The following is a 24,076-nucleotide window of genomic DNA, read 5'->3' on the forward strand; positions in this document are numbered from 1 at the left end:
GATGGCCGGACGGATCGAGGACTACGCGATCATTGCCGACACGAAGACGGTCGCCCTGGTGGAGCGTGGCGGGTCGATCGACTGGTGGTGCGTGCCGCGGATCGACTCCGGGGCGTGCTTCGCCGCTCTTCTCGGTGACGAGAGCAACGGGCGGTGGTTGCTCTGCCCGGACGAGGAGATCGTCTCCGTCCGGCGCTGGTATCGCCACGACACCCTCGTCCTCGAGACCGAGTTCGAGACCGCGAGCGGAACGGTTGCGGTCGTCGACTTCATGGCCCCACCCGACGAGCAGTCCCGGATCTTTCGCATCGTCGAAGGACGTGACGGAACAGTGCCGATGAAGATGGAGCTCGTCGTGCGCTTCGACTACGGGTCGATCGTCCCATGGGTCAACCACGTGCCCGGCGGGCAGACGCTCGTAGCGGGCAGCGACGGTCTGCGGTTCCACGCGGGAGTGCCGGTCAAGGGCGAGGGCATGAAGACGGTCGCTTCCTTCTCGTGCCGTGCGGATCAGCAGGTCGGGTTCTCTCTCGCCTGCTATGACGCGCAGACCTCGCCTCCGCTCCCCCTCGACGCCCATGCCGCGCGCGCTCGGGCCGAGAGCTGGTGGCGCGACTGGGCAGGACGCTGCACGTACGACGGCGAGTGGGGCGACGAGGTGCTGCGTTCGCTCCTCACCCTCAAGGCCCTCTCGTACTCACCGTCGGGCGCGATCGCGGCGGCCGCCACCACGTCGCTGCCCGAGCTCGTCGGCGGCGTCCGCAACTGGGACTACCGCTACTCGTGGTTGCGCGACGCCTCCTTCGCACTGCAGGCCCTCGTGCTCAGCGGGTACGCCGAGGAGGCACAGGCGTGGTACCGGTGGCTGCGCCGTGCTGTCGCCGGCAGCCCGGGTGACTTCCAGATCATGTACGGCGTCACAGGAGAGCGCCGGCTCACCGAGATCGAGCTCGACTGGCTGCCGGGCTACGAAGGGTCACGTCCGGTCCGGGTCGGCAACGCCGCGAGCTCGCAGGTCCAGCTCGACGTCTACGGTGAGGTTCTCGACGCCACCTGGACGGCGGTCCAGGCCAACCTCGTGACCCATGCCGAGGACCTCCCCGTGCTGGGGCACCGGCAGGACGCGATCCTTCCTGCCCTGATGGAACACCTCGAGCGGGTGTGGGAGGACCCCGACGACGGCATCTGGGAGATCAGAGGGCCACGCCGTCAGTTCGTCCACTCCAAGGTCATGGTGTGGGTGGCGTTCGACCGGGCGGTCCGTATCGCCGAGCACCTCATGCTCGGCGACGCCGTCCCGCTCGAGCGGTGGACCGAGCTCCGCGACACCGTGCACGCCGACATCTGCAACAAAGGATGGAACGCCGACAAGAACAGCTTCGTGCAGTTCTACGGCGCGGACGTCGTGGACGCATCCCTCCTGATGCTGCCGCGTGTCGGGTTCCTCCCTCCCGACGACCCGCGGATCCTCGGGACCATCGACGCCATCCAGGCGGACCTGCTCGTCGACGGAGTGCTGCTTCGCTACCCGACCCGAGCCGCCGACACCGTCGACGGGCTGCCGCCGGGCGAGGGGGCGTTCCTCATGACGACGTTCTGGCTCGTCGACGCCCTCGCGCTGGTCGGTCGGCACGAGGAGGCTCGGGCGCTCTTCGAGCGGCTGCTCGACCTGCGCAACGACGTCGGTCTCCTGTCGGAGGAGTACGACCCCAAGGCGGAGCGGATGCTCGGCAACTTCCCGCAGGCGTTCTCCCACCTCGGTCTCGTCGTCTCTGCCGCCAACCTTTCGTCGGGCGCGGCGGGTCCGTTCGGCGACCTCTGACGGCAGGGCCGAGGCCCACCCTGTCGCTCAGCACCTGCCGACGAGGGTGAAGGCGGTCTTCTCGGCGCCGGGGCGCGAGAGACTTCCCTGTCCGAACGCGTTCAGCGTGCCATTGTCCGAGACCTGGACCGACGCGACGTCGCCCTCGAACTCGATGCCGCCGGTGACCTTGACCGTGCCCGTACCGCCGCTGATGTCGGCGGTCACCGTGGTGCCCTCGTCGGTGAACGTCACCGTCAGCGTCGCGTCGTCGGGGCTCTGGCACTCCGAGGCCCGACCATCGACGTCGACGGAGTCGTCAGTGGTGTCGAGCTCGAACTCTCCGGCCTCGTCCTCCGACTCGAGGGTCGCGGTCGCGGTCGCGCCCGGGGACGGCTCCGTCGTGTCCGTCGCGGTCGCCGTGGGCTGGGCCTGGTCGTCAGGATCGTCGTCGTCGTCGCTGCACGCGGCGGTCGCGAGAAGGACGAGTACGGCGGACGCCGCGGCAACGGCGCGAGACATGGACATGGAGCCTCCTGAGCGTCGTGCTGTGCAGGACCCCTAGCCTCGCCGACGGCACGTCATCGTGCATCCGGAGCCGGCGGGGCGCCGAGGTAGCCGAGACAGAGCCGCACCAGCTCGTCGAGGAGCGCCTCCCGAGGGATCGGCGGGCGGTCGAGCACCCACCGGACGGCGAGGTTCTCCAGAGCCAGCACGAGCACCCATGCCACGACGGTCGGTCGTCGGTCGAGAGCCGGGCCCGCACGTGCGGCCAGGTACGCACCGACGAGATCCTGCACGCGTCGCTCGAGCGTGGTGCGTCGTGCGGCGTTCTGCCTCGCCGGCAGCTCCTCGAACACCAGCCTCAGCAGCTCGGCGTTCTCCTCGAGGGCGGTCAGCAGAGCGTCGGCGCACGCACGCACCATCGACGGACCGACCTCGCCGAGCCGGTCCGCCAGCGCGGCGGCCACCTGGTCCGAGACCTCGTCGGCGTAGCGCTCGACGATGGCGGCGACGATGGCGTGCTTGTTCGGGAAGTACTGGTAGAGCGAGCCCGGGCTGATGCCCGCCGCGTCGGCGACACGGTTGGTCGAGAAGGCGTCGTACCCGTCGCGCAGGAGCACCGCCCGACCGGAGGCGAGGATCCTGTCGACGGTGGCGCGAGATCGCGCCTGACGCGGCTGCTTGCGCGCCTGGAGCACCGCGTCGGCGGATCCGTACGCCGGAGGTCCGGAGGCAGCCATGCCCGCATCGTAGGCGCTGACGCGACTGGTATGCGAGTTGTAACTCGCGTCACGATGGGAGCATGACGACGCTCGAGAGCACCGCCGCGGGTCCCGACTCCCCCACGTTCCCCAGCCGCTTCCGTGAGGCGGAGGAGCGCGGGGCCCGCATCGCGCGACCCTTGCGACTGTTCGGACGGGTGGCGGCCGTCGACGAGGCGCTGATGACCCGGATCGGCGCGGGATTCCTCGAGCGCGACGAGGTCGGTCAGCGGCTGGCCGAAGCGATGCGGATGCGAGCGGGTGATCCACGACGGGTGTCGATGAGCGACTTCCACGCCCGTCTCCGCGACCCTTCCGCCGTGCCCGACGCTCCGGAGGCGCTGACGGACTTCTTCTCCCGCGTCGAGGCGACACCGGACTGGGTCGACCACGAGCTGATCGCGCGGGCCGGGCGGTTGCAGCGTCGCTTCGGCCGCAACGCCGCGGACGTCCTCCTCCAGCTCTCGCTCATCGGCGGGTACCGCTTCGGCGGGCCGACCGACCTCCTGGTCGCCACCGGCGGGCTGACCGGCGAGATGACCCGGCGCCGGCTCGCGGAGACTCAGAAGTGGGCCGTCGCCCTGGCGCAGCCCGACGCACTCCTTCCCTACGGGGAGGGCTGGCGCCTCACCGTGCACGTCCGTGCGATGCACGCCCTGGTCAACCACACGTTCGAGCCCACCTGGGACGTCCCTCGCTGGGGCCTGCCGATCAACATGACCGATCAGGCGGCCACGCTCGGCCTGTTCGACGGTGTCCTCCTGATCGGCGTGAGAGCGCTCGGAGTCCCGGTGACACGGGACGAGGCGCACGCCGTCATGCACCTGTGGAAGTACGTCGGTTGGCTCATGGGCGTCGACGAGGCCTGGCTCGTCGACGACGAGCGCGAGCGTCACCGGCTGAACTACCACCTCGTACGGGCGCAGGCCGACATCTCCGAGGCCGGGCCGCAGCTCGCGCAGGCGATCAGCGGCGCTCTCCGCGATCTGCCGAACGGCGCCTTCCGCCGCGAGCGCACGCTATCGATGCTCACCGCGTTCCTCGGGGTCCGCAGCATGCGCGAGCTCGGTCTCCCCGTCCGTCCCCCGTGGGCGACGGCCACGACCATCGCCGCCAACACCGTCCGATACCGGCTGCTCGGCCGCGGCGAGCGCGGCCACCGTCGCCTCGAGCGCTGGGGAGATCGTGTCGCGGCCGGCCTCCTCCGTGACTACTACGGCGCAGACGCCGACCACGAGCTCGGCGCTCTGCGCTGAGGCCCGCCCGAGCGACGACGCAGGGGCACGCGATAGAACGGCACGGTGGACGCTGCACGAGGAGATCGGCCGCCTCGCCCTGACCCGGCGGAGGTCGCGGCCGCCGACGGACGGACGATCCCGGACTGGGTCCGGCCGGACCTCCGCGTGCTCTTCGTCGGGTTGAACCCGGGCCTCTACTCCGGGGCGACGGGGCTCCACTTCGCTCGCCCCGGCAACCGCTTCTGGCCGGCTCTCCACCTCTCCGGGTTCACCGACCGTCGGCTCGAGCCGTGGGAGCACGAGGCGCTCCTCGCACGTCGCCTCGGCATCACCAACCTGGTCGCACGGGCGTCGGCACGCGCTGCCGAGCTGTCCCGCGAGGAGCTGGTGGCGGGTGGCCGGACGCTCACCGAGAAGGCAGACCGCTGGCGTCCGGCGTGGGTCGCCGTCCTCGGCATCACCGGCTACCGTGCTGCGTTCGACGATCCACGGACGACGGTCGGCCCGCAGGATCGCCGCCTCGGGCCGTCCCGCGTGTGGGTGCTGCCCAACCCGAGCGGGCTCAATGCCCACTACACGTTGCCGCGGTTGGCCGAGGAGTTCGCGCGGCTCCGCGAGGCGGCCGAGAGAGACAGACCGGACGAAAGCGAATGACCCGACGTGTCGTTTGAGCCGAGAATCATGATGACGGAGCGGCTCGCGCTGCGGGCACTCGATGCGGGAGATGGTTCGCTGCTCGCCGAGTTGTACTCAGACCCAGAAGTTGCCCGCCACATCGGCGGTGACGGACTTGATCGGGTTGCTGCGGAGCGCCAGGCGCAGAAATTCGCATCTGTCTGGGATCAGCGGGGTTACGGGCAGAGCATCGTGTGCGATCGCTTCACCGGCACGGTCATGGGCCGGGTAGGCCTGCATCCGTGGGAAGAATGGGGCGAGGTCGAGCTCGGTTGGGTGCTGGCGCGCTGCTACCAGGGCCGCGGCCTCGCTCATGAGGCTGCTCGAGCCTGGCTGGAGTGGGGTCGCCGGGAGGGGGTTGCGCAAGCGCTAACCGCCGTCATTCAGCCCGGTAACGCAGCAAGTATCCGCCTGGCCGAGCGGCTGGGGTTCCGGTTCGAGCGGTCGGACCAGACGCCGTGGAACCCGGTTTCGGTCTATCGCTACGACTTCGCCTGACCACCCGGGATCGGTGCCCGTCGCGCCCGGCGTGCGCTGGGAGCGGCGCCCCGAGCATCACGGTTGCGGCCGTCAGGGGCTTCTCCGATTAGTGCGAGGCGCTGTGGCGTGCCTGCTGGCCATCGTCACGGCGGTCCTGAGCGTGACGGGGGTCATCTTGGCCAACACCGCGGACGCCAGTCGCGTGGCTCCTGTGGTCGTCATGGTGGCCGGCTATGTCGGCTTCCTCGTGGTCATGGTCCTTGCCATGGCGGTCGGCAACCGGGCTGTCAGATCCTTGCCAGAAGGTCGGGCCCCTCGTGCTCTGAGCGAGGCACGGAGTTCGGCACGCCGCCATCGTCGTCACCCGCGAGAGGGCTGACCGGTGGGCGGGCAGCCGGGATCTCGCTCGTCCTGCTGGTCGCGCTGAACCGTCCTGCTCGTCCTCCCCGCTCTGGCTTACGTCTACCGCCCACCCAGGCCGAGCCGAGCGACGAAGACGGAGGAGTGACGACGGGTCATGGCGGGTACCTGCCTGACTGACGACCAGCGAAAGGAAGCCTCATGCGAGCGATGGTGTATCGCGGGCCGTACAGGATCCGCGTCGAAGAGAAGGACCGCCCCAAGATCGAGCATCCGAACGACGCGATCGTCAAGGTGACGATGGCCGCGATCTGCGGCTCCGACCTGCACCTGTACCACGGGATGATGCCGGACACGCGGGTCGGCCACACCTTTGGCCACGAGTTCATCGGCATCGTCGACGAGATCGGCCCCTCGGTGGAGAACCTCCAGGTCGGTGACCGGGTGATGGTGCCGTTCAACATCTTCTGCGGCACCTGCTTCTTCTGCGCGCGCGGCCTGTTCGCCAACTGCCACAACGTCAACCCGAACGCGACCGCGGTCGGGGGCATCTACGGCTACTCGCACACGACCGGCGGGTACGACGGTGGTCAGGCCGAGTACGTCAGGGTGCCGTTCGCCGACGTCGGCCCCTCCCGGATCCCCGAGTGGCTGGCCGACGAGGACGCGGTCCTGCTCACCGACGCCGCGGCGACCGGCTACTTCGGAGCCCAGCTGGGAGACATCCACGAGGGCGACGTCGTGGTCGTGTTCGGCGCCGGCCCGATCGGGCTCATCGCCGCGAGATCGGCCTGGCTGATGGGCGCCGGCCGGGTGATCGTGATCGACCACCTGGAGAACCGGCTCGAGAAGGCGCGGACGTTCGCGTTCGCGGAGACGTACAACTTCGTCGAGTACGACGACATCATCGTCCACCTCAAGAAGATCACCGACCACCTCGGAGCGGACGTCGCGATCGACGCGGTCGGTGCCGAGGCCGACGGCAACCTGCTGCAGCACGTCACCGCAGCGAAGCTCAAGCTGCAGGGAGGGTCCCCTGTCGCGCTGAACTGGGCGATCGACGGCGTGCGCAAGGGTGGCACGGTGTCGGTGATGGGGGCGTACGGCCCGATCTTCAGCGCCGTCAAGTTCGGTGACGCCATGAACAAGGGTCTGACGCTCCGCATGAACCAGGCTCACGTGAAGCGCCAGTGGCCTCGCCTGCTCGAGCACATCCGCAACGGCCACCTCAAGCCGAGCGAGATCGTCACCCACCGCCTCCCGCTCGAGCACATCAACGAGGCCTACCACATGTTCTCGGCCAAGCTCGACGGCTGCATCAAGCCGCTCATCATTCCTGATGCCGCCTGAGGAGGGCACCACCATGACTGCCACCACCCCGTCCGACATCCCGACGTACACCGAGGCGAAGCCGCCACTCCCCCGGCCTCTCGACGAGATCCGCGCGACCATCCCGGGATGGGGTGCGGACCTCGACCCGGCGGACCGCCCGTCCTTCCCCCGCGAAGTGCCTCAGCCGGACCACTCCGGCGCCCACTGGTCGTTCCCGGACCGGCAGCCCGAGACCTATCCGCGGGAGCGCTCGATCGAGCACGCGTTCCTCACGCCGGTCTTCGGGACCTCCTGCCCGCCGCGTGGACTCTCCGGCAAGGTGCGGCGCCTGGCCTACGCCCGCTACAGCGAAGGTCGGGCGGCGCACTGGCTCCTGCTGATGGCGGCCGACCGGATCGACGTGAAGGAGGCGATGCTGCGATCGTTCGTCACCCTCCGCCCCGACAACCCCATCACCCAGACCGGCATCAGCAGCGAGCTGAAGCGGCACGGTGCGAAGTCCCGGTTCGGCCGCAACCGCACCGACGTCGTCCACCAGGCGCTCGACCCGGTCATCGTCGCCGGCCCCTGGGTGCTGGGAGGCTGGCTCGCCTACCGAGCCGCGAAGCGCGTCCTGGGCTGAGTTGCACCTGACTCACTCCGGGTATCGCATGGCGGTATGACCTTCTTATCCCGGTTCCCGATGGGCGTCGCGACTGCCACAGCCGTCGCTGTGGCACTCGCGACGCCGACCGCCCTTGCCCCCTCGGCGCCCCCCTCGGCTTCGTCCGCCACCGTCCAGCCGGCTTCGCAGGCCCGGGCCGCCGGCGCCACGACGGTCCGCGTCGGCTCGTACAACATCCACAAGGACGCCAAGCCGCTCCCGTGGACAGCGAAGCGGCGCAACCGGGTCGCGTCCCAGGTCCTGCGCAGCGGCTTCGACGTCGTCGGCCTCCAGGAGGCCAACGGCAACACGAACTTCCCGTCGCTCTACCGGAAGGTGAAGCACCGCTTCGCCTCCACCGCCCGGTGCGCCAAGATCAAGGGCACCGCCGTTCGTGACGCCCGCTCGCGCATCCTCTACGACCGCACGCGCTTCTCGGGGTCGCGCGCGATCTCGGGTCGCATCCGGCTGGACCGCTCCTACTCGGTGAGCGCCGACTACGGGTGCTACCAGCTGCTCACGGAGAAGGCCACGGGTGCGCGGTTCCTTGTCGCCTCGGCTCATCTCGTCAACGGCCCTGGCGTCGCGAAGGACCGCAAGCGCTACCGCCAGACCCGCAATCTCATCGCCGACACTCTCGCGGTGCGCCGAGCGCACGGCGCGTCCTGGCCGATCGTGTGGGCCGGCGACTACAACTCGTCCGCGTCCCGCAAGTACACCTTCGACGCGCCTCGCCGCGCGATGCGCCAGGCGGCCGGTGCTCGCGACGCGTTCGCCGTGGCCCGGACCCGCAAGTTCGGCAGCTACAACAGCGCCAACCAGCTGCGGCGGCGGCCGTGGCGCACGCACCACCACGTCGACCACGTCTATGTCTCACCGGGGATCGGCGTACGCCAGTTCCGGGTCATCGTGCGCCTGAAGGGGAAGCTGTACCGGACGCCCTTCGCCTCGGACCACAACCCGGTCCGTGCGACGCTGCGCATCCCCTACTGAGAGGGGGATCGGGCCCCGGATAGCCTCGAGAGGGGCCGTCAACAGAAGGGTGCACCAGGTGTCGAGCATCGACGAGAAGCTGCAGGACGTGTACGACGAGGTCCTTCGTCGCAACCCCGGAGAGGCCGAGTTCCATCAGGCCGTCCGTGAGGTCCTGGTGAGCCTCGGTCCGGTGGTGTCGAAGCGGCCGGAGTACGTCGACGCCGCGGTCATCCGTCGGATCTGCGAGCCCGAGCGTCAGATCATCTTCCGCGTGCCGTGGGTCGACGACGCCGGTCGCGTCCAGATCAACCGCGGGTTCCGGGTGCAGTTCAACTCCGCGCTCGGCCCGTTCAAGGGTGGCTTGCGCTTCCATCCGAGCGTCTACCTGGGCATCGTGAAGTTCCTCGGCTTCGAGCAGATCTTCAAGAACTCCTTGACCGGTCTGCCCATCGGCGGCGCGAAGGGCGGCTCCGACTTCGACCCCAAGGGCCACTCCGACGCCGAGGTCATGCGGTTCTGCCAGTCGTTCATGACCGAGCTGATCCGCGACATCGGCGAGTACACCGACGTCCCCGCCGGCGACATCGGCGTAGGCGGCCGTGAGATCGGCTACCTCTTCGGTCAGTACAAGCGGATCACCACGCGGTACGAGTCCGGGGTCCTGACCGGCAAAGGCCTCACCTGGGGCGGCTCCCAGGTCCGCAAGGAGGCGACCGGCTACGGCACCGTCTTCTTCGTCTCCGAGATGCTCCAGGCCGCGGGCGAGTCGTTCGACGGCAAGCGCGTCGTCGTCTCCGGCTCCGGCAACGTCGCGACGTACGCGATCGAGAAGGTGCACGAGCTCGGCGGCACCGTCGTCGCGTGCTCGGACTCCAGCGGCTACGTCGTCGACGAGGACGGCATCGACGTGGACATCCTCAAGGAGGTCAAGGAGGTGCGCCGCGGGCGCATCGCCGACTACGCCGAGCTGCGTGGCGGAGACGTCCGGCTCGGGCAGGCCGGGTCCATCTGGGACGTGCCGTGCGACATCGCGCTGCCGTCGGCGACCCAGAACGAGCTCAACGGCGCCGACGCGGTCACCCTCGTCAAGAACGGCGTGACCATCGTCGCGGAGGGCGCCAACATGCCGGCGACCCCCGAGGCCATCGCCGTCTTCGACGAGGCGGGTGTGCGCTTCGCCCCGGGCAAGGCGGCCAACGCGGGCGGCGTCGCGACCAGTGCACTGGAGATGCAGCAGAACGCCTCGCGCGACTCCTGGACCTTCGAGCACACCGAAGAGCGCCTGGCCGAGATCATGCGCAGCATCCACGACCGGTGCGCCGAGACCGCCGACGAGTTCGGCAGCCCCGGCAACTACGTCGCCGGGGCCAACATCGCGGGTTTCGTCCGCGTCGCCGACGCGATGCTCGCACTCGGCGTCATCTGAGCGGTGGCTCAATCCCCCACGAGGTGAACCGGCGTCGGCGCACACTGGCGAGAGGGGGACGCCATGAGGATCGCATCGTTCAACGTCGAGAACCTGTTCGCCCGGCCGAAGGCCATGGCGGAGGAGCAGGGTGACGCGGCCACGCGCAAGAAGGTGCTCGCGGCTCACGCACGACTCTCCGCACTCCTCGACCGGCCCAGCTACGCCGGCCGCGAGGCCGACATCCTCGGGCTCCTCGACACGCTCGGTCTGCTTCGCTCCGACGACGCACCGTACGTGCGGATGCGCACGATGCGCGGCCGCCATCTCCTGAAGCGCCCGCGCAGCGGACCGGTCGTCCTCGCGGCTGCCGGGCGTCCCGACTGGGTCGGATGGCTGGAGCTCAAGACCGTCGCGGTCAACGTCACGGCGACCGAGAACATCGCGCGGGTCCTCGACGAGGTCGGCGCCGACGTCGTCACCGTCGTCGAGGCCGACGACCGTCCCGGGCTCCAGCTCTTCTCGGAGTCGCTGCTGCCGGCGGTCGGCGGCACCCCGTACGAGCAGGTGATGGTGGTCGAGGGCAACGACGAGCGCGGGATCGACGTCGGGCTGATGGCGCGCGCCGACTACCGGCTGGTGCAGATGCGCACCCACATCTTCGACACCGACGGTTCTGGGACCGTCTTCTCGCGGGACTGCTGCGAATACCACCTCGACACCCCTCTCGGGAACCGCGTCGTGGTGCTCGCGAACCACTTCAAGTCCAAGGGCTACAGCTCGCCAGGTGACCCGCTCGGCGGCAGACGCCGTCGCCGTCAGGCAGAGCGGGTCGCACGCATCGTGGCGGCGCTGCGTGACGAGGGCGTCGAGATGTTCGCGGTGACCGGGGACCTCAACGACGACCCGACCAGTGACGCACTGGCTCCGCTGCTCGAGGACGGCACCCTCGTCGACATCAGTGCGCACCCGGACTTCGACTGGAACCACCGCAAGGGGACGTACGGGTCGGGCAACGAGACCGCCAAGATCGACTACATCCTGCTCTCGCCGGCGTTGTTCTCCCACGCGCAGGGGGGTGGGGTCTTCCGCAAGGGCGTCTGGCGGGGCCCTCGGACCAAGGACCCGTGGGAGATCCTTCCCACTCTGACGTCGAAGGTGGAGGAGGCGTCCGACCACGCCCTCCTGTACGCCGACCTGACCGGGGTCTGACCGTCCCGCGCCGTCAGGCCCGGCGAGCGGTGACGAGCAGGTACTCCCACTGCATGGCGCCGTCCCGGACACCGAACCGGTCCGCCAGGTCTGCCAGTGCGCCGTCGAGCGCGGCGACCTTGTCAGGATCGTCAGCGATCGCCGCGTAGACCGCGATCATCGGACCGTACGTCGCCTTGAAGAAGTCCCGGAACTCCTCCCCGTCGACGAAGCGGTCCACCGCGAGCGTCTGCGTCGTGGCCTCGACGTCGGTGACTCGGTCGCCGAAGAGTGCCCGGACGTGCTCGACGTCCCCCCACAACGGCGGTGGTTGCGCGCCGGGCGGTGGCGGCGGCGCGTACGGCTTCATCGTGGCGAACATCTGCCCGATGAAGCCCTGGGGCGTCCAGCTCAGCAGCCCGATCGTGCCGCCGGGTGTGCAGACGCGCGCGATCTCGTCGGCGGTCTCCTGGTGGTGCGGCGCGAACATCGCTCCGATGCAGGACATGACCACGTCGTACGAGGCGTCCTCGAGCCCCAGGTGCTCGACGTCGTCCTCACGCCACCCGAGTGTGAGCCCTTCGTCCGCGGCCGCCGCGCGGCCGACGTCGAGGAGCTCGGGCGTGAGATCGCTCGCCGTCACCGTCGCTCCGGTTCGCGCAGCGGGGATCGCGGCGTTGCCGGAGCCGGCGCCTACGTCGAGGACGGTCGTCCCGCTTCCGACTCGGCAGGCGTCCACGAGGACCGGTCCCAGGTCGGCCACCACCTCCGTGGCCACGGCTGGGTAGTCCCCCATCGCCCACATCGCCCGGTGCTTGGCCTTGATCACGCCGTCGTCCACCGTGACCGGTGCTGCTGTCGTCTCGCTCGTCATGATGAGTGTCCCTTCGTTGTGCGTGCTCTCGACGCTAGAGATGCAGAGACAACGGGCCTAGTACGAGATCTGTACCGGGCGTACGCTGCACGGATGGGGGCGCCGTACCGCCAGTTCTGCCCGGTCGCGAAAGCCATGGAGCTGCTCGACGAGCGATGGACGATGCTGCTGGTCCGGGAGCTGGTGACGGGCAGCCAGCACTTCAACGACCTGCGACGAGGGCTACCACGGATGTCGCCGACCCTGCTGTCCAAGCGCCTCCAGCAGCTCGTGCGCGCCGGGATCGTCGACAAGGAGGTCCACGGTGCCGAGGTGCGTTACGTCCTGACTCCGGCCGGCCGGGAGCTGCGGACGGTCGTCGAGTCCGTCGGCACCTGGGGCGTGCGGTGGATGGGAACGCTCGGCGACGAGGACCTCGACCCCAAGCTCCTGATGTGGGACATGCACCGCAACATCGACCACTCCGCGGTGGACGACCCGCCCGAGGTCGTCAACTTCGTCTTCGACGACGTCACCGGGGCGGCGCGGCAGTGGTGGATCGTGATCGAGCGCGACGACGCCGACGTGTGCGACATCGACCCGGAGCGCCCCGTCTCGGTCACGGTGACCGCAGGGCTCCGCGCCCTCACCCAGGTCTGGAGAGGCGACACGACGTGGGCCGGCGCGCTGCGGGCGGGCACCGTCACTGTGGACGGACCCTCCGCAGCGCGCCGCGCCGTGCCCACCTGGTTCGCGCCGACGGGGCTGGCCCGCGTCGTACGCCCAGGCTGAGGAGACTCTCAGCGAGAGCCCGAGTCCTGCTCCGGCTCGTCCTGACTCGTCGTCTGGCCCCTGCTCTGGCGCAGGCGCCGCCCGCGCTCGACGTCCTTGTCGTGCTTCGCGGCCGCCTTGTCGCTCTTCTTCGTGTCGCGCGGTGGCAGCTGGATCTTCTCCTCGGCGGGGATCCCGCCCTGGAGCTGACGCCCGCGTTCGAGCTCGGCGTCGAGCTCCGCGCCGAACAGCAGCGCGAGGTTCGTGATCCAGAGCCACAGCAAGAACACGACCACGCCGGCCAGCGAGCCGTACGTGCGGTTGTAGTTCGAGAAGTTCGCGACGTAGAACCCGAATGCGGCCGAAGCCACGATCCAGGTCAGGATCGCGACGACCGCACCGACGCTCAGCCACCGGAACTTCGGCTGCCGGACGTTCGGTGTGGCGTAGTACAGGATCGCCACGACGAACATGACGGCGATCAGCATCACCGGCCACTTGGCGATGTTCCAGACGGTCACCGCCGTCTCACCGAGCCCGATCGCGTCCCCGACGGCCTGAGCAGCCGGCCCGGTGAGGACCAGCGCCAGAGCCACGAGGGCACACAGAACCACGGTGATCAGCGTGACCAGCAGCATGACCGGCCGGAGCTTCCAGATCGGACGACCCTCGTCGATCTCGTAGACCCGGTTCATCGCCCGCCCGAACGCGCCGACGTAGCCCGAGGCCGACCACAGCGCCACGGCCAGGCCGACCACGAACGCCAGTCCCGCACCGCGACCCTCGCTCAGCTGCACCAGCGTCGGCTCCACCGTGTCGGCCGCGGAGTTGGCACCGACGTCACGAAGGACGCCGAGGAGCGTGTCCACGGTCTCGCGGCCCTGGCCGAACAGGCCGACCAGGGAGAGGAGCGCGATCATCATCGGGAACAGCGCAAGCACGGAGTAGTACGTCAGGGCAGCAGCGAGGTCGAGGCACTCGTCCTCGGAGAACTCGCGTACGGCCTTGCGTGCCACGTACCCCCACGACGGCTTCGTGATGTCGGTGGGAGAGTCTGGCTTGGCGGGGTCGTCCGGGTGCGGGGCACGCCCGGGGCGGGCGTCGGTCATCCAGCCTGGCCCGACGGGCGGCTCGAGGCGGGCGAGCCGGAGGTGGCGGCGCTGCTGCTGCCGCCGGCCGAGCGGCTGCCGGTCGAGCTGCTGCCGGTCGAGCCGCTGCCGGTCGAGCCGCTGCCGGTGGAGCTGCTGCCGGTGGAGCCGCTGCCGGCGTGGCTGCCGGGGGTGCTGGTCGATGTGCCACCGGTGGAGCTGCCGAGGCCGCTGCCGGAGGACGTGCTGCTGCCGGTGCTGCTGCCCGTGCTGCTGCTGCCCGAGGTCGGCGCGGCGTGGTCGCCACCCTCACCACGGTTCGTCACCTTGCCGACGGTGTCCTTGGCCGTCTGCACGACCTTCTCCTGGACCTCGGGCGCCTTCTCGGCGGCGAAGCCCTGGGCATCGCTCACCTTCTGCTGCACCGTGGGGTCGTTCCAGAGGCTCTGCGCCTTGCCCTTGATCTGCTCGAAGCGCTCGCGACCGTCACGCGTGCCCAGGACATAGCCGACGGCCATGCCGCCGAGGAGTGCCAGCTTTCCCTTCATGGGAGTTTCCTTTCGTCGAGTACCGGTCCACCATTGGTACCCGATCCTGGGACGATCAACAGATCGCGAGACCAGTTGTTCGCCACGTCGTCGGATCCGGGGGCCTTCGCACCCCCCGATGGGCCACGAGAACGGGCAGACTATGCCGCCGTGTGAGGAACAACGCGTCGCGCAACTAAAAAGAAGCGTGAGCCGCGGCTTCGGTGACCGAGAGGTCGAGGTGCAGCCCTGGACGTCTGGCGTCGACTTCTGGGCCGACCTGTTGATCGTCGACGGTCGAGAGCTTGGAGTTCTCCGTTCGCCGCGGCACGAGTTGCTGGAGACCTCCTACGAGGGGGTCGTCGATTTCGGCGCCGTCCTCGAGGTCGAGGGCGAAGCGCTGAGGTTGATGGCTGTGGGCGGCGTGCCCGTGCCGGAAGCCCTGGCCGTGCATCGCGCGGCACCGGCCGATGGTCCCTCGTGGATGCTCCAGCAGCGGGTCCACGACGACACGTCTGCTGAGGTCCCGCTGCGTGAGCTCGGCCGGATGACGCGGCTGATCCACGACATCCAGCCGACGAGCGATCTGCTGAGTCCTCCGGCGGCGTGGGCAGACACTTTTTGGCGCCGGCTCGAGCAGCGTCTTCGCGCTGCGGCGCCATACTGCGACGGGCTCGACGTCGCCGTCATCGCCGGCGTCTCCGGTTTGCTCGAGGGGCGGGCGTCGGCGGCCACGAGCTTGCTGCACATGGATCTGCGGAGCGCCAATATCTGCGTGCAGGGCACCAGGATCGTCGCGATCATCGACGCCGCCAACTGCGTCGTCGGTGACCCTCTTCTGGAACTCGGCCGCATCCGCGCCTACGGCTACCTCGACGAGGAGTTCCTTGCGGGCTATGGACGCACAGGGTGGTCACCGGCCGATCAGGCACTCCTGGACGTCTACGAGCTCGACACCGCAGCGCTGCTCACGGTCGTGGCGAGGGAGGAGATCGACGACCCGGAGCTGCACGCTCGGCAGCGAGATCGTGTGCTCCAGCTCCAGGACGCCATCGTGGGGACCTGAGCCGCGGAGGACGCCCGCGTACGGGCGACGACGTCTAGCTACAGCTAGCTCTCCGGCTTCCGCTCCCCCGCGTACTCCGCGGGCATCGCGTCACCCTGGTCGGTCGGGATCAGCTCCGCCTCCGGATCCACGACGTACCACGCCTCCTGGCCCGCGGCCGCGCCACCGAGGATCAGCACGTAGCCGTCCTGGTCGGGCTCGACGTCGCTCCACACCTGGTTGGCGTACTCCAACGGTCCACCGAACGTCACCACCATCGCCATGCCCGAGAGAGTAGTACCGATCGCGCGGTCGCACCCTCTCAGTGAGAAACTCGGGGCGGCGACGACATGCTCCAGCAGCCGTACGAGGAGGGCCGATGGCCGACGAACGACCCGGGCCTCCCGCCGGCCCGCGCACGTCCAGGAGGGGCGCCAAGATCGCGGTGTGCGGCGCGGGCTCGGTGGGCAGCACCGTCGCGTACGCCGCGCTGCTGCGGGGGCTGGCCGGAGAGATCGTGCTGTACGACATCGCGTCCACGCTCGTCGAGGCGCAGGCGCACGACCTCAACGACGGTGCCGCGTTCGCGTCGCCGACGACCATCGTCGGGAGCGACGACCCAGCCGCGTGCGCCGGCGCAGACCTGGTGGTGATGACCGCAGGAGCCCGGCAGAAGCCCGGGCAGACCCGGCTCGACCTCGCAGGGGTCAACGTCGGCATCACGCGCGACGTCCTCGGCGCCGTGCGCGAGGTCGCGCCCGACGCGGTCTACGTGCTGGTCACCAACCCCTGTGACGTGCTGACCTACGCGGCGATCGGCTTCCTCGACCTCCCGCCCGGTCGGGTCTTCGGGTCCGGCACCGTCCTCGACACCGCACGGCTGCGCTACCTGCTGTCGCGGCGCCTCGCCGTGTCTCCGCGGAGCGTCCACGCTGCCGTCGCCGGTGAGCACGGCGACTCCGAGATCGTCTTGTGGTCGTCGGCCAACATCGGCGGCGTCCCGATCGCCGAGTACGACCTCGAAGGCCGTTCGCTCGACCCCTCCGAGTACGCCGCGATCCGCGAGACCGTCGCCGGCTCCGCGTACAAGGTGATCGAAGGCAAGGGGGCGACCAACTTCGCCATCGGTCTCGCTGCCGCAGACATCATGTCGGCCGTGCTGCGCGACGAGCACCGGTTCCTTCCGGTCTCCACCCTCTTCACCGGGCAGTACGGCATCGACGACGTCTGCCTCTCCGCCCCCTGCGTCGTCAGCGCAAGCGGCGTCGCAGGCCCGGCGGAGCTGCCCCTCGACGAGACCGACCTGGCAGGACTCCGCTCATCCGCAGCGACCCTGCGCTCGCAGATCGACAGTCTCGGCCTCGCGTCACCGGTGTTCTGATCAGCGCCCGGTCGCCAAGGCTCGGTCGACCTGGGCCACCGTCCATCCGGTGGCATAGAGGAGGTCTGAGGCGATCGAGCGGACCTGCGCGACGACCGCGGCGTCGTTGATCGTGGCGGCCTCGGGCAGCGCCTTGGTCGCCATCCTGGCCGCCTCGATGAGCTGGCGACGCGCCTCGTCGTACGCGTCCTTCTCCGCGATGTCGTCGGCGAAGACCTCGACCGCCTCCCGCAGCAGCCGGACGGCCTCGGGCATGCCGGTGAAGGAGTGCTCGCCACGGCGCAGCATGGTGTGCACCCGCCGTGCGAGGACGCGCGTGTCGCGGATCGCGTTGTCGACGTCGCGGACCGCGACCACGTACCGCTCGACGTGGCCGCGCTGTCGCCACCGCAACGGCGAGTAGCGGGCGATCTCATCGGCGTTGGAGACGGTCGTCGTGAGGCTCTCGATCGCCGGCTGCAGGCCGCGAACCTGCTGCAGCGCCGTCCATGCGGGACCGGCGTCCTCCAGGCGCAGGGCCAGCTCGATGCGACGCAGCGCCTGACCGAGCGTCGTCAGCACCGGCTGCATGCCACGGTTGACACGTCGGACCGGGTTGCCGGGGATGAGCAGCGCCATGGCGAGCCCGACGAGGCCGCCGATCACGGCGTCGACGAAGCGCGCGACGGCGGGGTTGCCGGGCATCACGGGGACGATGGCGGCAAGCAGGCTGGCCGAGGTCGCGGCCTGGTTCCGGGCGAGACCGCGCAGACCGAGGAACGTCGCGGCGGTCGCGGCCAGCGCGACGATGACGCCGAGCTGCCACCACCCGCGGCCGATCACCGAGATGAGACTCTCTCCGATGAGGACGCCGACCGAGACGCCGATGAAGAGCTCGACGGTGATCCGCCGCCGCCCGCCGGTGCCCGCGAAGATCACGAGGATCGCGGCGACGGGGGCGAAGAACGGCTGCTGGTGGCCGACCAGGTCGTGCGCGATCACCCAGGCCAGCGCCGCACCGACCGAGATCTGGACGATGCTGGTCATCTGCGCGCGCACCCATTGCGCCCGGGTGTGCAACGACACCGGCATCGGGACACCGCGCGCATCGTCACCGCTGATGCGATCCAGGAAACCCTGTCCGCTGACCATCAGGGGCCTACAGGTAGAGCCCGGTCTGGTCGTGGTCGATCCGCTCGGCCGCGACCGCGTGCAGATCGCGCTCACGCAGGAGGATGTAGTCCCTGCCGCGCACCTCGACCTCGGCCCGCTCGTCGGGGTCGAAGAGCACCCGGTCGCCGACCTGGACGGTCCGGACGGTGCTGCCGACGGCCTCGACCCGGGCCCACGACAGCCGGCGGCCCAGCTGCGCGGTGGCCGGGATCACGATGCCGCCGGACGAGCGGCGGTCACCGTCGTCCGGGTCGACCGACACCAGGAGGCGGTCGTGGAGCATCCGGATCGGAAGCCCGTCGGTCATTCAGTCGCTCACGATCTTGCGGATCACGACGACGAGACCGATGAAGGCGACGAGGCCACCCACCACCGGGACGATGGTCTCCATCCGCGGCTCACCCGACGGGGTGACGAACCTGGCCTTGACGTCGGCGAGGCCGCGTCGTGCCACCGTCTTGGGGCTCGCACGGTAGACGAGCTGGTCGACGTTGGAGGCAAGACGGTTGCGAACCTCGTCGATCTGGGTGACGAGCTGGTCAGGTGTGCCCGTGATGGTCGTCGGGACATCCGGCCTGAAATCGTTCGTCACGTTGTCTCCTCGCTCGGCGCGGTCACCTGTCGTGACCACCGTACCGATACGCAAGGATAGGACCATGACCACGCGACTGCAGCCAGGTGATCAGGCGCCCGACTTCACGCTCCTCGACGACCACGGCAAGGAGGTCACGCTCTCCGACCTGCGCGGCGGGAAGGTCATCGTCTACTTCTATCCCGCCGCGATGACGCCGGGGTGCACCCGCGAGGCGTGCGACTTCACCGCCGAGCGTGAGACGTTCGACGCGTCGGGATACACCGTGCTGGCCATCTCTCCGGACAACACCGACAAGCTGGCCTCCTTCCGCGAGAAGGAGGGTCTCGACATCGCGCTCCTGTCCGACCCCGACCGCAGCGTGCTCCGCGCCTGGGGCGCCTTCGGCGAGAAGAAGCTGTACGGGAAGGTCATCGAGGGCGTCATCCGCTCCACGTTCGTCGTGGACGAGGAGGGCAAGATCGAGGTCGCGCAGTACAACATCAAGGCGACCGGTCACGTCGAGCGCCTGATCCGTCAGCTCGACCTGGCCTGAGCCGTACGGCGGTGGTCGCCGCCTAGACTGTCCGGCGGGCCGGTGTGGTGGAACTGGTAGACACGCAGGATTTAGGTTCCTGTGTCGCAAGACGTGCAGGTTCGAGTCCTGTCACCGGCACCCGAGACGGCCGTCTGCCTGTCGTCTCGTGCTCAGTGCGGCTCCCCGCGATACGTGCCGAACGACCACGAGTTGCCCTCGGGGTCCTCGGCGATGAAGTCGCGGCTCCCGTAGTCGGTCGTCGTCGGCTCCATCGTGATCGTCGCTCCTGCCGCCTTGGCCCGGTCGTAGAGGGCGTCGGGGTCGGAGCACACCACGTACGCCCCGAAGGTCCCGGGCTTCTGCTGCCAGTTCCCTTCGTGCTTCTCCGAGCCCATCATGATCCCGCCGCCCTCCGGCCACGCGAGCTCGGCGTGCTGCACGAACCCGTCCTCCGCCATCACGACGACGGGCCGGAAGCCGAAGGCGCGCTCGAGGAAGTCGATCATCGCCAGTGCGTCGCGCGCGGCGAGCGCGGGCCACACGGTGGGGGCCGGCGGCTCGGCCGTGCGGTTCTGGTCCTGGTTCTGGTTCTGGTTCTGGTTCTCAACAGTGCTCATGGACCTCACGATGCTCCGTTGCGGTGCCCTCCCGCTTGGAGGTTTCGGCGCTCCTCCTCGACCCACCCCGTCGGAGTGGTCCCCGACAGCGTCCGGAACTCGTGCACGAGATGGGCGTGGTCGGCGTAGCCCGCCCGCGCGGCGACGTCGCTCAAGGACCCCGTCTCCGGCGCGACCGTCTGGTCCCGCACCATCGCGACCGCCCGCTCGAAGCGCACGAGCCTGCTCAGGACCTTGGGGCCGAAGCCGAGCTCGTCGACGAACACCGTCCGCAGACGCCGTGGGCTCAGGGCGACATGGGCTGCGAGGTCGTCGATGCGACCGTTGCCCCCGCGGGCGACGATCCAGCGCCAGCCCTCCACGACCTCCGGGCGGGGTCGCGCCGCCGCCGCGCCGGACGCCGTACGCGCACGCTCGGCGAGCAGGCCGCTGACCGCTGCGAACCGCTGTCCCCAGTCGTCGGTGTCGCCGATCCGCGCGCGCAGGGCGTCGGCCGGGGCGCCGAGGACGTCGCGAACGTCCAGGGCCAGACCGGTGAGCCGGCTCGCCGGGACCCCGAAAAGCCATCGGGACGCGAACGGGTGGATCGCCAGCTGCACCCCCTCCTGCGCGGAGGGCTGGTCGATGAAGGCGGGCCGCGCGGCGAGCGGGCCGAGCATGCCGTACGCGGACACCGGCTCCGGGTCGTCCTCACGCTCCCCGACGACCACCGGGTTGTCGAGCGAGACGACGAAGGTGAGGTACGGCGAGGGGAGGCCGCGGTGCAGGCGCTGCTCGATGTCGCGCTGACGGTATCCGACGAGCGAGACGACGGCGCCCGCGTACGGACCACGCGGGTCCGCGCGTACGAAGTCCGTCGAGGTCACGTCCCGAGTATCCGCCGATCCGGGCCTGTCGTCATCAGCGATAGCCTCAGACGATGTTCCGGATCCTCTACTACGAACCCCGCATCCCGCCCAACACGGGCAACGCGATCAGGCTCTCGGCCGCCACGGGGGCTCAGCTCCACCTGGTGGAGCCGCTCGGATTCGACCTGTCCGACGCCCAGCTCCGCCGGGCCGGGCTCGACTACCACGACCTCGCCGACGTCTCGGTCCACGGTGACCTCGAGGCGGCGTGGAAGGCGCTCGACCCCGCACGCGTGTTCGCGTTCACGACGCGGGCGACCACGTCCTACGCCGACATCGCCTACGAACCCGGAGACGTCTTCCTGTTCGGTCCGGAACCGACCGGTCTCCCCGACCACGTGCTCGCCGACCGTCGCATTACCGATCGGCTCCGCATCCCGATGCTGCCGGCCCGCCGCTCGCTCAACCTCGCGAACTCGACCGCGATCGTCGTCTACGAGGCCTGGCGCCAGCAGGGGTACGCCGGCGGCACCTGAGTCCCCGATACGGCGACGCTCACCGCGGTGTGAAGGCCGGGTAGTCACCGAGCCCGACCGACCGGTCCACGAGCGCACCGCTCCCGACGGGTGCGAATACGGCCTTGCCGTCGGAGACCAGCCGTACGCTGCGGATCACGCCGCCGCTCGTCACCGAGCACACGATCTGGGCCATCGCCCGGATCTGCTGCTCCGCGGTGAGGCGGGCGAAGCCGGTCGGGACCTCGACCTGAGCGACGCTGGACGCCACCGTCACCTGGCTCTCCTCTGCGCTCTGCGGCACGTCGGTCGTCAGCCCCGCGCGACGCTCGCCGCCCGTCGGCCCCCGGGCGAGCGAGCGCAGCGCGCTCGCCACCCCACCTGCCGCGGCAGTCCGCCCCACGCGGCGGAGCCGGCCGCGTTCCAGCAGGCACACCTCGACGTCCATCGCACGCTCCCGGCCGACTGTCGGTCCGTACGCGGGCAGGCGCGGAGCGGTGACTGCGGCGTCGCGAGGTGCGGGCTCCGCACCGATCGCGCACGCGCCGAGGCTCAGAGCCAGCACGGCCGCGGCCCCCAGCCGCGCAGCCCGGCTCACCGGCCCCTCCCTCGGCCGACCGGGAACGTGACGAGGAATCGTGCCCCGCCGACCGGCGAGTCCTCGGCTGCCACCCGCCCGTGGTGCTGTCCGACGTGGCGCGCGACGATCGCCAACCCGAGACCGACGCCGGAGTCCTCTGCCTCATCACCGCGGTTGAACCGCTCGAAGATCCGCTCCCGCCGGTCGATGGGGACACCGGGACCGGCGTCATCGACGGCGATCTCGACCGTCGAGCCGTCACACCCCAGCCGGACCGTCACTCCGGTGCAGCCACCGCCGTGACGCTCGGCGTTCTCCACCAGGTTCGCGATCACCCGCTCGAGCCGGCGCTTGTCGGCCAGCATGATGACGTCCGCTGCCTCCGGCTCGACCATCGTGACGGGACGCTTGGCGGCCTCGTCCGCGGCACGCTCGACAAGCTCACCGATCGCCACCGCCTCCGACGTGGCGCTGGACTCGTCCTCTGCGCGGGAGATCTCCAGCAGGTCCACCACCATCCGCCGGAACCGCTCGAGGTCCTCCGCGAGCAGGTCGAGCGGCTCGCGCACCTCCTCAGGCAGCCTCGCGCGCCGGTTCTGGAGCACCTGCACGGAGTTCAGCATCGTGGTCAACGGGGTGCGCAGCTCGTGGCTGACGTCGCCTGCGAAGCGTGCGTCCGCACGAACCCGCCGCTGCAGCGACTCGACGGTCGCGTTGAACGACCGGGCGAGCGGCGCGAGGTCGGGGTCGCCGCCGGTGTCCATCCGTGCGGTCAGCCTGCCGGAGGCGACGGCGGAGGCGACGTCGTTCAGCTCGGTCAGCGGGCGGAGCGCCCGGCGGCTCGCCGACCGGCCGAGGACCAGACCGCAGACGACCGTGAGCAGCGCGGCACCGGCCAGGCTCGCGGACAGCACCCGGAAGGTTCGGTTCAGCTCTGTCAGGTCGTAGACCGCGAAGTAGGCGTTGCCGCTCGGTTGCAACGGCATCCCCACGGCGAGCAGCGGCCGCCCGTCGATCTCGATCCGCTGGGTGCTCGCCGTCCCGGCCTCGACCCGTTCCACCAGCGCGGCCGGCAGGTCGGACGGGGTCGGGTCGAGCGAGGTCGCGTACCAGGCGTCGTCGTAGCGCAGAACCGCCGCCGAGGCGCCCGACCCCACGGTGTCGAGAGCGCCAGACACGTCGACGGGCCGGGCGTCGATCTCGCGCTGGAGCAGTCCCGCGTCGACCGCCGTCTCCGCAGCCGCGCTGGACTCGCGCTGTGCCACCAGGAAGTGCGTGACCAGCGACCAGCTGAGCACGGCGAGCAGCAGTGACAGCGCCAGCGCCAGCAGGCCGAAGAGCAGCGTCACACGTCCGCGGACCCCGAGCCGCATCCTCCACCTCCTGGGGTCGGACGGGCGTCGGGTCGTGGCCACGGTGGATCCTCAGCCGGCCAACCGGTAGCCCAGCCCGCGCACGGTCAGCAGGTGGCAGGGGGACGCAGGGTCGTGCTCGACCTTCATCCGGAGCCGCCGCACGTGCACGTCGACGATGCGGCTGTCGCCGAAGTAGCCGTACCCCCAGACCTTGTCCAGGAGGTGCTCGCGGCTGCACACCCTGCCCTCGGCGAGGACGAGCTCGGCGAGCAGCTTGAACTCGGTTCGTGTCAGGGGCAGCTCGACGCCGTCACGCACCACGACCGCATCACCGAGATCGATGCGCAGGTCGCCCAGTGTGAGGTCGTCGCGTGGCGCGGCCGAGGGCCCCGCGGTGGCCCGACGCAGCAGCGCGCGGATCCTCGCCGACAGCTCTTTGGCCACCAGCGGCTTTGTCACGTAGTCGTCGGCGCCCGCCTCCAGCCCTGCCACGACGTCGTGGGAGTCGGTACGGGCGGTCACCATGATCACCGGGACGGCACTCTCCCGCCGGAGCTCGCGGCAGACCGAGAACCCATCGGTGTCGGGGAGCATCAGATCGAGCAGCACGACGTCCGGTCCGCGCTCTCGCAGCATGTCCAGCGCACTGGCGCCCGTCGACGCCTCCACGACGGCATATCCCTCGTCCTCGAGCGCCAGGCGCAGCGAGCGACGTACCCGCGGGTCGTCCTCCACCAGCAGCACGCTGCGCGTCATGCGTTCACTATGGCCCGGCAGCTGCTCGGACGGGAGTCAGCGAGGACGACACGCCGACGTTCGTCATCGGCCTGCCACGGAGGCGTCACGAGATGACAACCGCCGTGACAGCTC

The 24,076-nt window shown here is 70.0% G+C and carries 28 protein-coding genes and 1 tRNA gene; 15 read left to right on the forward strand and 14 right to left on the reverse strand.

What is annotated here, in order from left to right; all coding sequences use genetic code 11:
- Position 1 precedes the first annotated feature (1 nt).
- A complete protein-coding gene (locus KV097_RS07980; RefSeq protein WP_220346714.1) occupies positions 2-1,822 on the forward strand; it encodes a glycoside hydrolase family 15 protein in 1,821 nt (606 codons plus the stop codon).
- 27 nt (positions 1,823-1,849) lie between these two features.
- Here KV097_RS07980 and KV097_RS07985 read toward each other — a convergent pair whose 3' ends face one another.
- Both KV097_RS07985 and KV097_RS07990 read right to left on the reverse strand, forming a co-directional pair.
- Complete coding sequence (locus tag KV097_RS07985; RefSeq protein WP_220365568.1) at positions 1,850-2,329, reverse strand: hypothetical protein; 480 nt, start codon at positions 2,327-2,329, stop codon at positions 1,850-1,852.
- A 53-nt stretch (positions 2,330-2,382) separates the two neighbouring features.
- On the reverse strand, positions 2,383-3,045 hold the full coding sequence (locus KV097_RS07990; RefSeq protein ID WP_220340957.1) for a TetR/AcrR family transcriptional regulator: 663 nt from the start codon (positions 3,043-3,045) through the stop codon (positions 2,383-2,385).
- 62 nt (positions 3,046-3,107) lie between these two features.
- Between KV097_RS07990 and KV097_RS07995 the strand changes: the two genes are divergently transcribed.
- The 8 genes from KV097_RS07995 (at position 3,108) to KV097_RS08030 (ending at position 11,386) form a co-directional block, all read left to right on the forward strand.
- Complete coding sequence (locus tag KV097_RS07995) at positions 3,108-4,322, forward strand: oxygenase MpaB family protein (protein ID WP_220365569.1); 1,215 nt, start codon at positions 3,108-3,110, stop codon at positions 4,320-4,322.
- 45 nt (positions 4,323-4,367) lie between these two features.
- Positions 4,368-4,958, forward strand: coding sequence for a G/U mismatch-specific DNA glycosylase (gene mug / locus KV097_RS08000; RefSeq protein ID WP_220365570.1), 591 nt, complete (start codon positions 4,368-4,370; stop codon positions 4,956-4,958).
- Between the two features lie 30 nt (positions 4,959-4,988).
- A complete protein-coding gene (locus KV097_RS08005) occupies positions 4,989-5,477 on the forward strand; it encodes a GNAT family N-acetyltransferase (protein ID WP_220365571.1) in 489 nt (162 codons plus the stop codon).
- 543 nt (positions 5,478-6,020) lie between these two features.
- Positions 6,021-7,169: a zinc-dependent alcohol dehydrogenase gene (locus KV097_RS08010; protein WP_220340952.1), complete on the forward strand. Its 1,149-nt coding sequence runs from the start codon at positions 6,021-6,023 to the stop codon at positions 7,167-7,169.
- Between the two features lie 13 nt (positions 7,170-7,182).
- Positions 7,183-7,773: a hypothetical protein gene (locus tag KV097_RS08015; RefSeq protein WP_255559282.1), complete on the forward strand. Its 591-nt coding sequence runs from the start codon at positions 7,183-7,185 to the stop codon at positions 7,771-7,773.
- A 36-nt stretch (positions 7,774-7,809) separates the two neighbouring features.
- Positions 7,810-8,787 carry an endonuclease/exonuclease/phosphatase family protein gene (locus tag KV097_RS08020; RefSeq protein ID WP_220365572.1) on the forward strand — a complete coding sequence of 326 codons (978 nt, stop codon included), beginning with the start codon at positions 7,810-7,812 and terminating at the stop codon, positions 8,785-8,787.
- A gap of 58 nt (positions 8,788-8,845) precedes the next feature.
- Positions 8,846-10,195, forward strand: coding sequence for an NADP-specific glutamate dehydrogenase (gene gdhA, locus KV097_RS08025; protein WP_374106983.1), 1,350 nt, complete (start codon positions 8,846-8,848; stop codon positions 10,193-10,195).
- A 63-nt stretch (positions 10,196-10,258) separates the two neighbouring features.
- Positions 10,259-11,386: an endonuclease/exonuclease/phosphatase family protein gene (locus KV097_RS08030; protein ID WP_220340950.1), complete on the forward strand. Its 1,128-nt coding sequence runs from the start codon at positions 10,259-10,261 to the stop codon at positions 11,384-11,386.
- A 13-nt stretch (positions 11,387-11,399) separates the two neighbouring features.
- Here KV097_RS08030 and KV097_RS08035 read toward each other — a convergent pair whose 3' ends face one another.
- A complete protein-coding gene (locus KV097_RS08035) occupies positions 11,400-12,239 on the reverse strand; it encodes a class I SAM-dependent methyltransferase (protein WP_220365573.1) in 840 nt (279 codons plus the stop codon).
- Positions 12,240-12,332: 93 nt separating this feature from the next.
- On the opposite strand from KV097_RS08035, the gene KV097_RS08040 reads away from it, so the two are divergent.
- A complete protein-coding gene (locus tag KV097_RS08040; RefSeq protein ID WP_220365574.1) occupies positions 12,333-13,010 on the forward strand; it encodes a helix-turn-helix domain-containing protein in 678 nt (225 codons plus the stop codon).
- Positions 13,011-13,018: 8 nt separating this feature from the next.
- On the opposite strand, the gene KV097_RS08045 is transcribed toward KV097_RS08040, so the two are convergent.
- Positions 13,019-14,098, reverse strand: coding sequence for a YihY/virulence factor BrkB family protein (locus KV097_RS08045; RefSeq protein WP_220340947.1), 1,080 nt, complete (start codon positions 14,096-14,098; stop codon positions 13,019-13,021).
- Positions 14,095-14,625 carry a YtxH domain-containing protein gene (locus KV097_RS08050; protein WP_220365575.1) on the reverse strand — a complete coding sequence of 177 codons (531 nt, stop codon included), beginning with the start codon at positions 14,623-14,625 and terminating at the stop codon, positions 14,095-14,097. Before KV097_RS08050 ends, KV097_RS08045 begins: the two co-directional genes overlap by 4 nt.
- A 187-nt stretch (positions 14,626-14,812) precedes the next feature.
- Here KV097_RS08050 and KV097_RS08055 point away from each other — a divergent pair, with 187 nt between their 5' ends.
- Positions 14,813-15,670: a phosphotransferase family protein gene (locus KV097_RS08055; RefSeq protein WP_220365576.1), complete on the forward strand. Its 858-nt coding sequence runs from the start codon at positions 14,813-14,815 to the stop codon at positions 15,668-15,670.
- A gap of 44 nt (positions 15,671-15,714) precedes the next feature.
- Here the strand turns inward: KV097_RS08055 and KV097_RS08060 are convergent, their stop codons facing one another.
- Complete coding sequence (locus KV097_RS08060) at positions 15,715-15,933, reverse strand: hypothetical protein (RefSeq protein ID WP_220340944.1); 219 nt, start codon at positions 15,931-15,933, stop codon at positions 15,715-15,717.
- A gap of 95 nt (positions 15,934-16,028) precedes the next feature.
- On the opposite strand from KV097_RS08060, the gene KV097_RS08065 reads away from it, so the two are divergent.
- On the forward strand, positions 16,029-17,030 hold the full coding sequence (locus tag KV097_RS08065) for an L-lactate dehydrogenase (RefSeq protein ID WP_220365577.1): 1,002 nt from the start codon (positions 16,029-16,031) through the stop codon (positions 17,028-17,030).
- On the opposite strand, the gene KV097_RS08070 is transcribed toward KV097_RS08065, so the two are convergent.
- The 3 genes from KV097_RS08070 to KV097_RS08080 form a co-directional block, all read right to left on the reverse strand.
- Entirely contained in the window at positions 17,031-18,056 is a 1,026-nt protein-coding gene (locus KV097_RS08070) for an aromatic acid exporter family protein (protein WP_220365578.1), read from the reverse strand. It lies immediately after the preceding gene.
- Between the two features lie 112 nt (positions 18,057-18,168).
- On the reverse strand, positions 18,169-18,489 hold the full coding sequence (locus KV097_RS08075) for a co-chaperone GroES (RefSeq protein ID WP_220340941.1): 321 nt from the start codon (positions 18,487-18,489) through the stop codon (positions 18,169-18,171).
- Complete coding sequence (locus KV097_RS08080) at positions 18,490-18,774, reverse strand: DUF3618 domain-containing protein (protein ID WP_301022439.1); 285 nt, start codon at positions 18,772-18,774, stop codon at positions 18,490-18,492.
- A 64-nt stretch (positions 18,775-18,838) separates the two neighbouring features.
- Between KV097_RS08080 and bcp the strand changes: the two genes are divergently transcribed.
- On the forward strand, positions 18,839-19,309 hold the full coding sequence (gene bcp / locus KV097_RS08085; protein ID WP_220365579.1) for a thioredoxin-dependent thiol peroxidase: 471 nt from the start codon (positions 18,839-18,841) through the stop codon (positions 19,307-19,309).
- A 38-nt stretch (positions 19,310-19,347) separates the two neighbouring features.
- A tRNA-Leu gene (locus KV097_RS08090) sits at positions 19,348-19,429 on the forward strand.
- A gap of 32 nt (positions 19,430-19,461) precedes the next feature.
- Here KV097_RS08090 and KV097_RS08095 read toward each other — a convergent pair.
- Together KV097_RS08095 and KV097_RS08100 are read right to left on the reverse strand one after the other, a co-directional pair.
- Complete coding sequence (locus tag KV097_RS08095; protein WP_220365580.1) at positions 19,462-19,908, reverse strand: VOC family protein; 447 nt, start codon at positions 19,906-19,908, stop codon at positions 19,462-19,464.
- A gap of 5 nt (positions 19,909-19,913) precedes the next feature.
- Positions 19,914-20,774, reverse strand: coding sequence for a helix-turn-helix domain-containing protein (locus tag KV097_RS08100; RefSeq protein WP_220365581.1), 861 nt, complete (start codon positions 20,772-20,774; stop codon positions 19,914-19,916).
- 53 nt (positions 20,775-20,827) lie between these two features.
- On the opposite strand from KV097_RS08100, the gene KV097_RS08105 reads away from it, so the two are divergent.
- Positions 20,828-21,292, forward strand: coding sequence for a tRNA (cytidine(34)-2'-O)-methyltransferase (locus KV097_RS08105; RefSeq protein ID WP_220340936.1), 465 nt, complete (start codon positions 20,828-20,830; stop codon positions 21,290-21,292).
- 19 nt (positions 21,293-21,311) lie between these two features.
- Here KV097_RS08105 and KV097_RS08110 read toward each other — a convergent pair whose 3' ends face one another.
- From KV097_RS08110 to KV097_RS08120, 3 genes are read right to left on the reverse strand one after another with little or no spacing between them, the layout of a single operon-like run.
- Complete coding sequence (locus tag KV097_RS08110) at positions 21,312-21,869, reverse strand: GerMN domain-containing protein (protein ID WP_220340935.1); 558 nt, start codon at positions 21,867-21,869, stop codon at positions 21,312-21,314.
- Positions 21,866-23,266 carry a sensor histidine kinase KdpD gene (locus KV097_RS08115; protein ID WP_220340934.1) on the reverse strand — a complete coding sequence of 467 codons (1,401 nt, stop codon included), beginning with the start codon at positions 23,264-23,266 and terminating at the stop codon, positions 21,866-21,868. The genes KV097_RS08110 and KV097_RS08115 overlap by 4 nt, the downstream gene beginning before the upstream one ends.
- Positions 23,267-23,275: 9 nt before the next feature.
- Positions 23,276-23,962, reverse strand: coding sequence for a response regulator transcription factor (locus KV097_RS08120; RefSeq protein ID WP_220340933.1), 687 nt, complete (start codon positions 23,960-23,962; stop codon positions 23,276-23,278).
- Between the last annotated feature and the right edge of the window lie 114 nt (positions 23,963-24,076).

It is taken from the genome of Mumia sp. zg.B17 (genome assembly GCF_019550915.1).
Taxonomy (GTDB): domain Bacteria; phylum Actinomycetota; class Actinomycetes; order Propionibacteriales; family Nocardioidaceae; genus Mumia.

What these genes read in the sequence shown, in the direction of transcription:
- KV097_RS07980 (WP_220346714.1), top strand. Translation starts at nt 2, where the DNA reads ATGGCCGGACGGATCGAGGACTACGCGATCATTGCCGACACGAAGACG.
- KV097_RS07985 (WP_220365568.1), bottom strand. Translation starts at nt 2,329, where the DNA reads ATGTCCATGTCTCGCGCCGTTGCCGCGGCGTCCGCCGTACTCGTCCTT.
- KV097_RS07990 (WP_220340957.1), bottom strand. Translation starts at nt 3,045, where the DNA reads ATGGCTGCCTCCGGACCTCCGGCGTACGGATCCGCCGACGCGGTGCTC.
- KV097_RS07995 (WP_220365569.1), top strand. Translation starts at nt 3,108, where the DNA reads ATGACGACGCTCGAGAGCACCGCCGCGGGTCCCGACTCCCCCACGTTC.
- KV097_RS08005 (WP_220365571.1), top strand. Translation starts at nt 4,989, where the DNA reads ATGACGGAGCGGCTCGCGCTGCGGGCACTCGATGCGGGAGATGGTTCG.
- KV097_RS08010 (WP_220340952.1), top strand. Translation starts at nt 6,021, where the DNA reads ATGCGAGCGATGGTGTATCGCGGGCCGTACAGGATCCGCGTCGAAGAG.
- KV097_RS08015 (WP_255559282.1), top strand. Translation starts at nt 7,183, where the DNA reads ATGACTGCCACCACCCCGTCCGACATCCCGACGTACACCGAGGCGAAG.
- KV097_RS08020 (WP_220365572.1), top strand. Translation starts at nt 7,810, where the DNA reads ATGACCTTCTTATCCCGGTTCCCGATGGGCGTCGCGACTGCCACAGCC.
- KV097_RS08030 (WP_220340950.1), top strand. Translation starts at nt 10,259, where the DNA reads ATGAGGATCGCATCGTTCAACGTCGAGAACCTGTTCGCCCGGCCGAAG.
- KV097_RS08035 (WP_220365573.1), bottom strand. Translation starts at nt 12,239, where the DNA reads ATGACGAGCGAGACGACAGCAGCACCGGTCACGGTGGACGACGGCGTG.
- KV097_RS08040 (WP_220365574.1), top strand. Translation starts at nt 12,333, where the DNA reads ATGGGGGCGCCGTACCGCCAGTTCTGCCCGGTCGCGAAAGCCATGGAG.
- KV097_RS08045 (WP_220340947.1), bottom strand. Translation starts at nt 14,098, where the DNA reads ATGACCGACGCCCGCCCCGGGCGTGCCCCGCACCCGGACGACCCCGCC.
- KV097_RS08050 (WP_220365575.1), bottom strand. Translation starts at nt 14,625, where the DNA reads ATGAAGGGAAAGCTGGCACTCCTCGGCGGCATGGCCGTCGGCTATGTC.
- KV097_RS08060 (WP_220340944.1), bottom strand. Translation starts at nt 15,933, where the DNA reads ATGGCGATGGTGGTGACGTTCGGTGGACCGTTGGAGTACGCCAACCAG.
- KV097_RS08065 (WP_220365577.1), top strand. Translation starts at nt 16,029, where the DNA reads ATGGCCGACGAACGACCCGGGCCTCCCGCCGGCCCGCGCACGTCCAGG.
- KV097_RS08070 (WP_220365578.1), bottom strand. Translation starts at nt 18,056, where the DNA reads ATGACCAGCATCGTCCAGATCTCGGTCGGTGCGGCGCTGGCCTGGGTG.
- KV097_RS08075 (WP_220340941.1), bottom strand. Translation starts at nt 18,489, where the DNA reads ATGACCGACGGGCTTCCGATCCGGATGCTCCACGACCGCCTCCTGGTG.
- bcp (WP_220365579.1), top strand. Translation starts at nt 18,839, where the DNA reads ATGACCACGCGACTGCAGCCAGGTGATCAGGCGCCCGACTTCACGCTC.
- KV097_RS08095 (WP_220365580.1), bottom strand. Translation starts at nt 19,908, where the DNA reads ATGAGCACTGTTGAGAACCAGAACCAGAACCAGAACCAGGACCAGAAC.
- KV097_RS08105 (WP_220340936.1), top strand. Translation starts at nt 20,828, where the DNA reads ATGTTCCGGATCCTCTACTACGAACCCCGCATCCCGCCCAACACGGGC.
- KV097_RS08120 (WP_220340933.1), bottom strand. Translation starts at nt 23,962, where the DNA reads ATGACGCGCAGCGTGCTGCTGGTGGAGGACGACCCGCGGGTACGTCGC.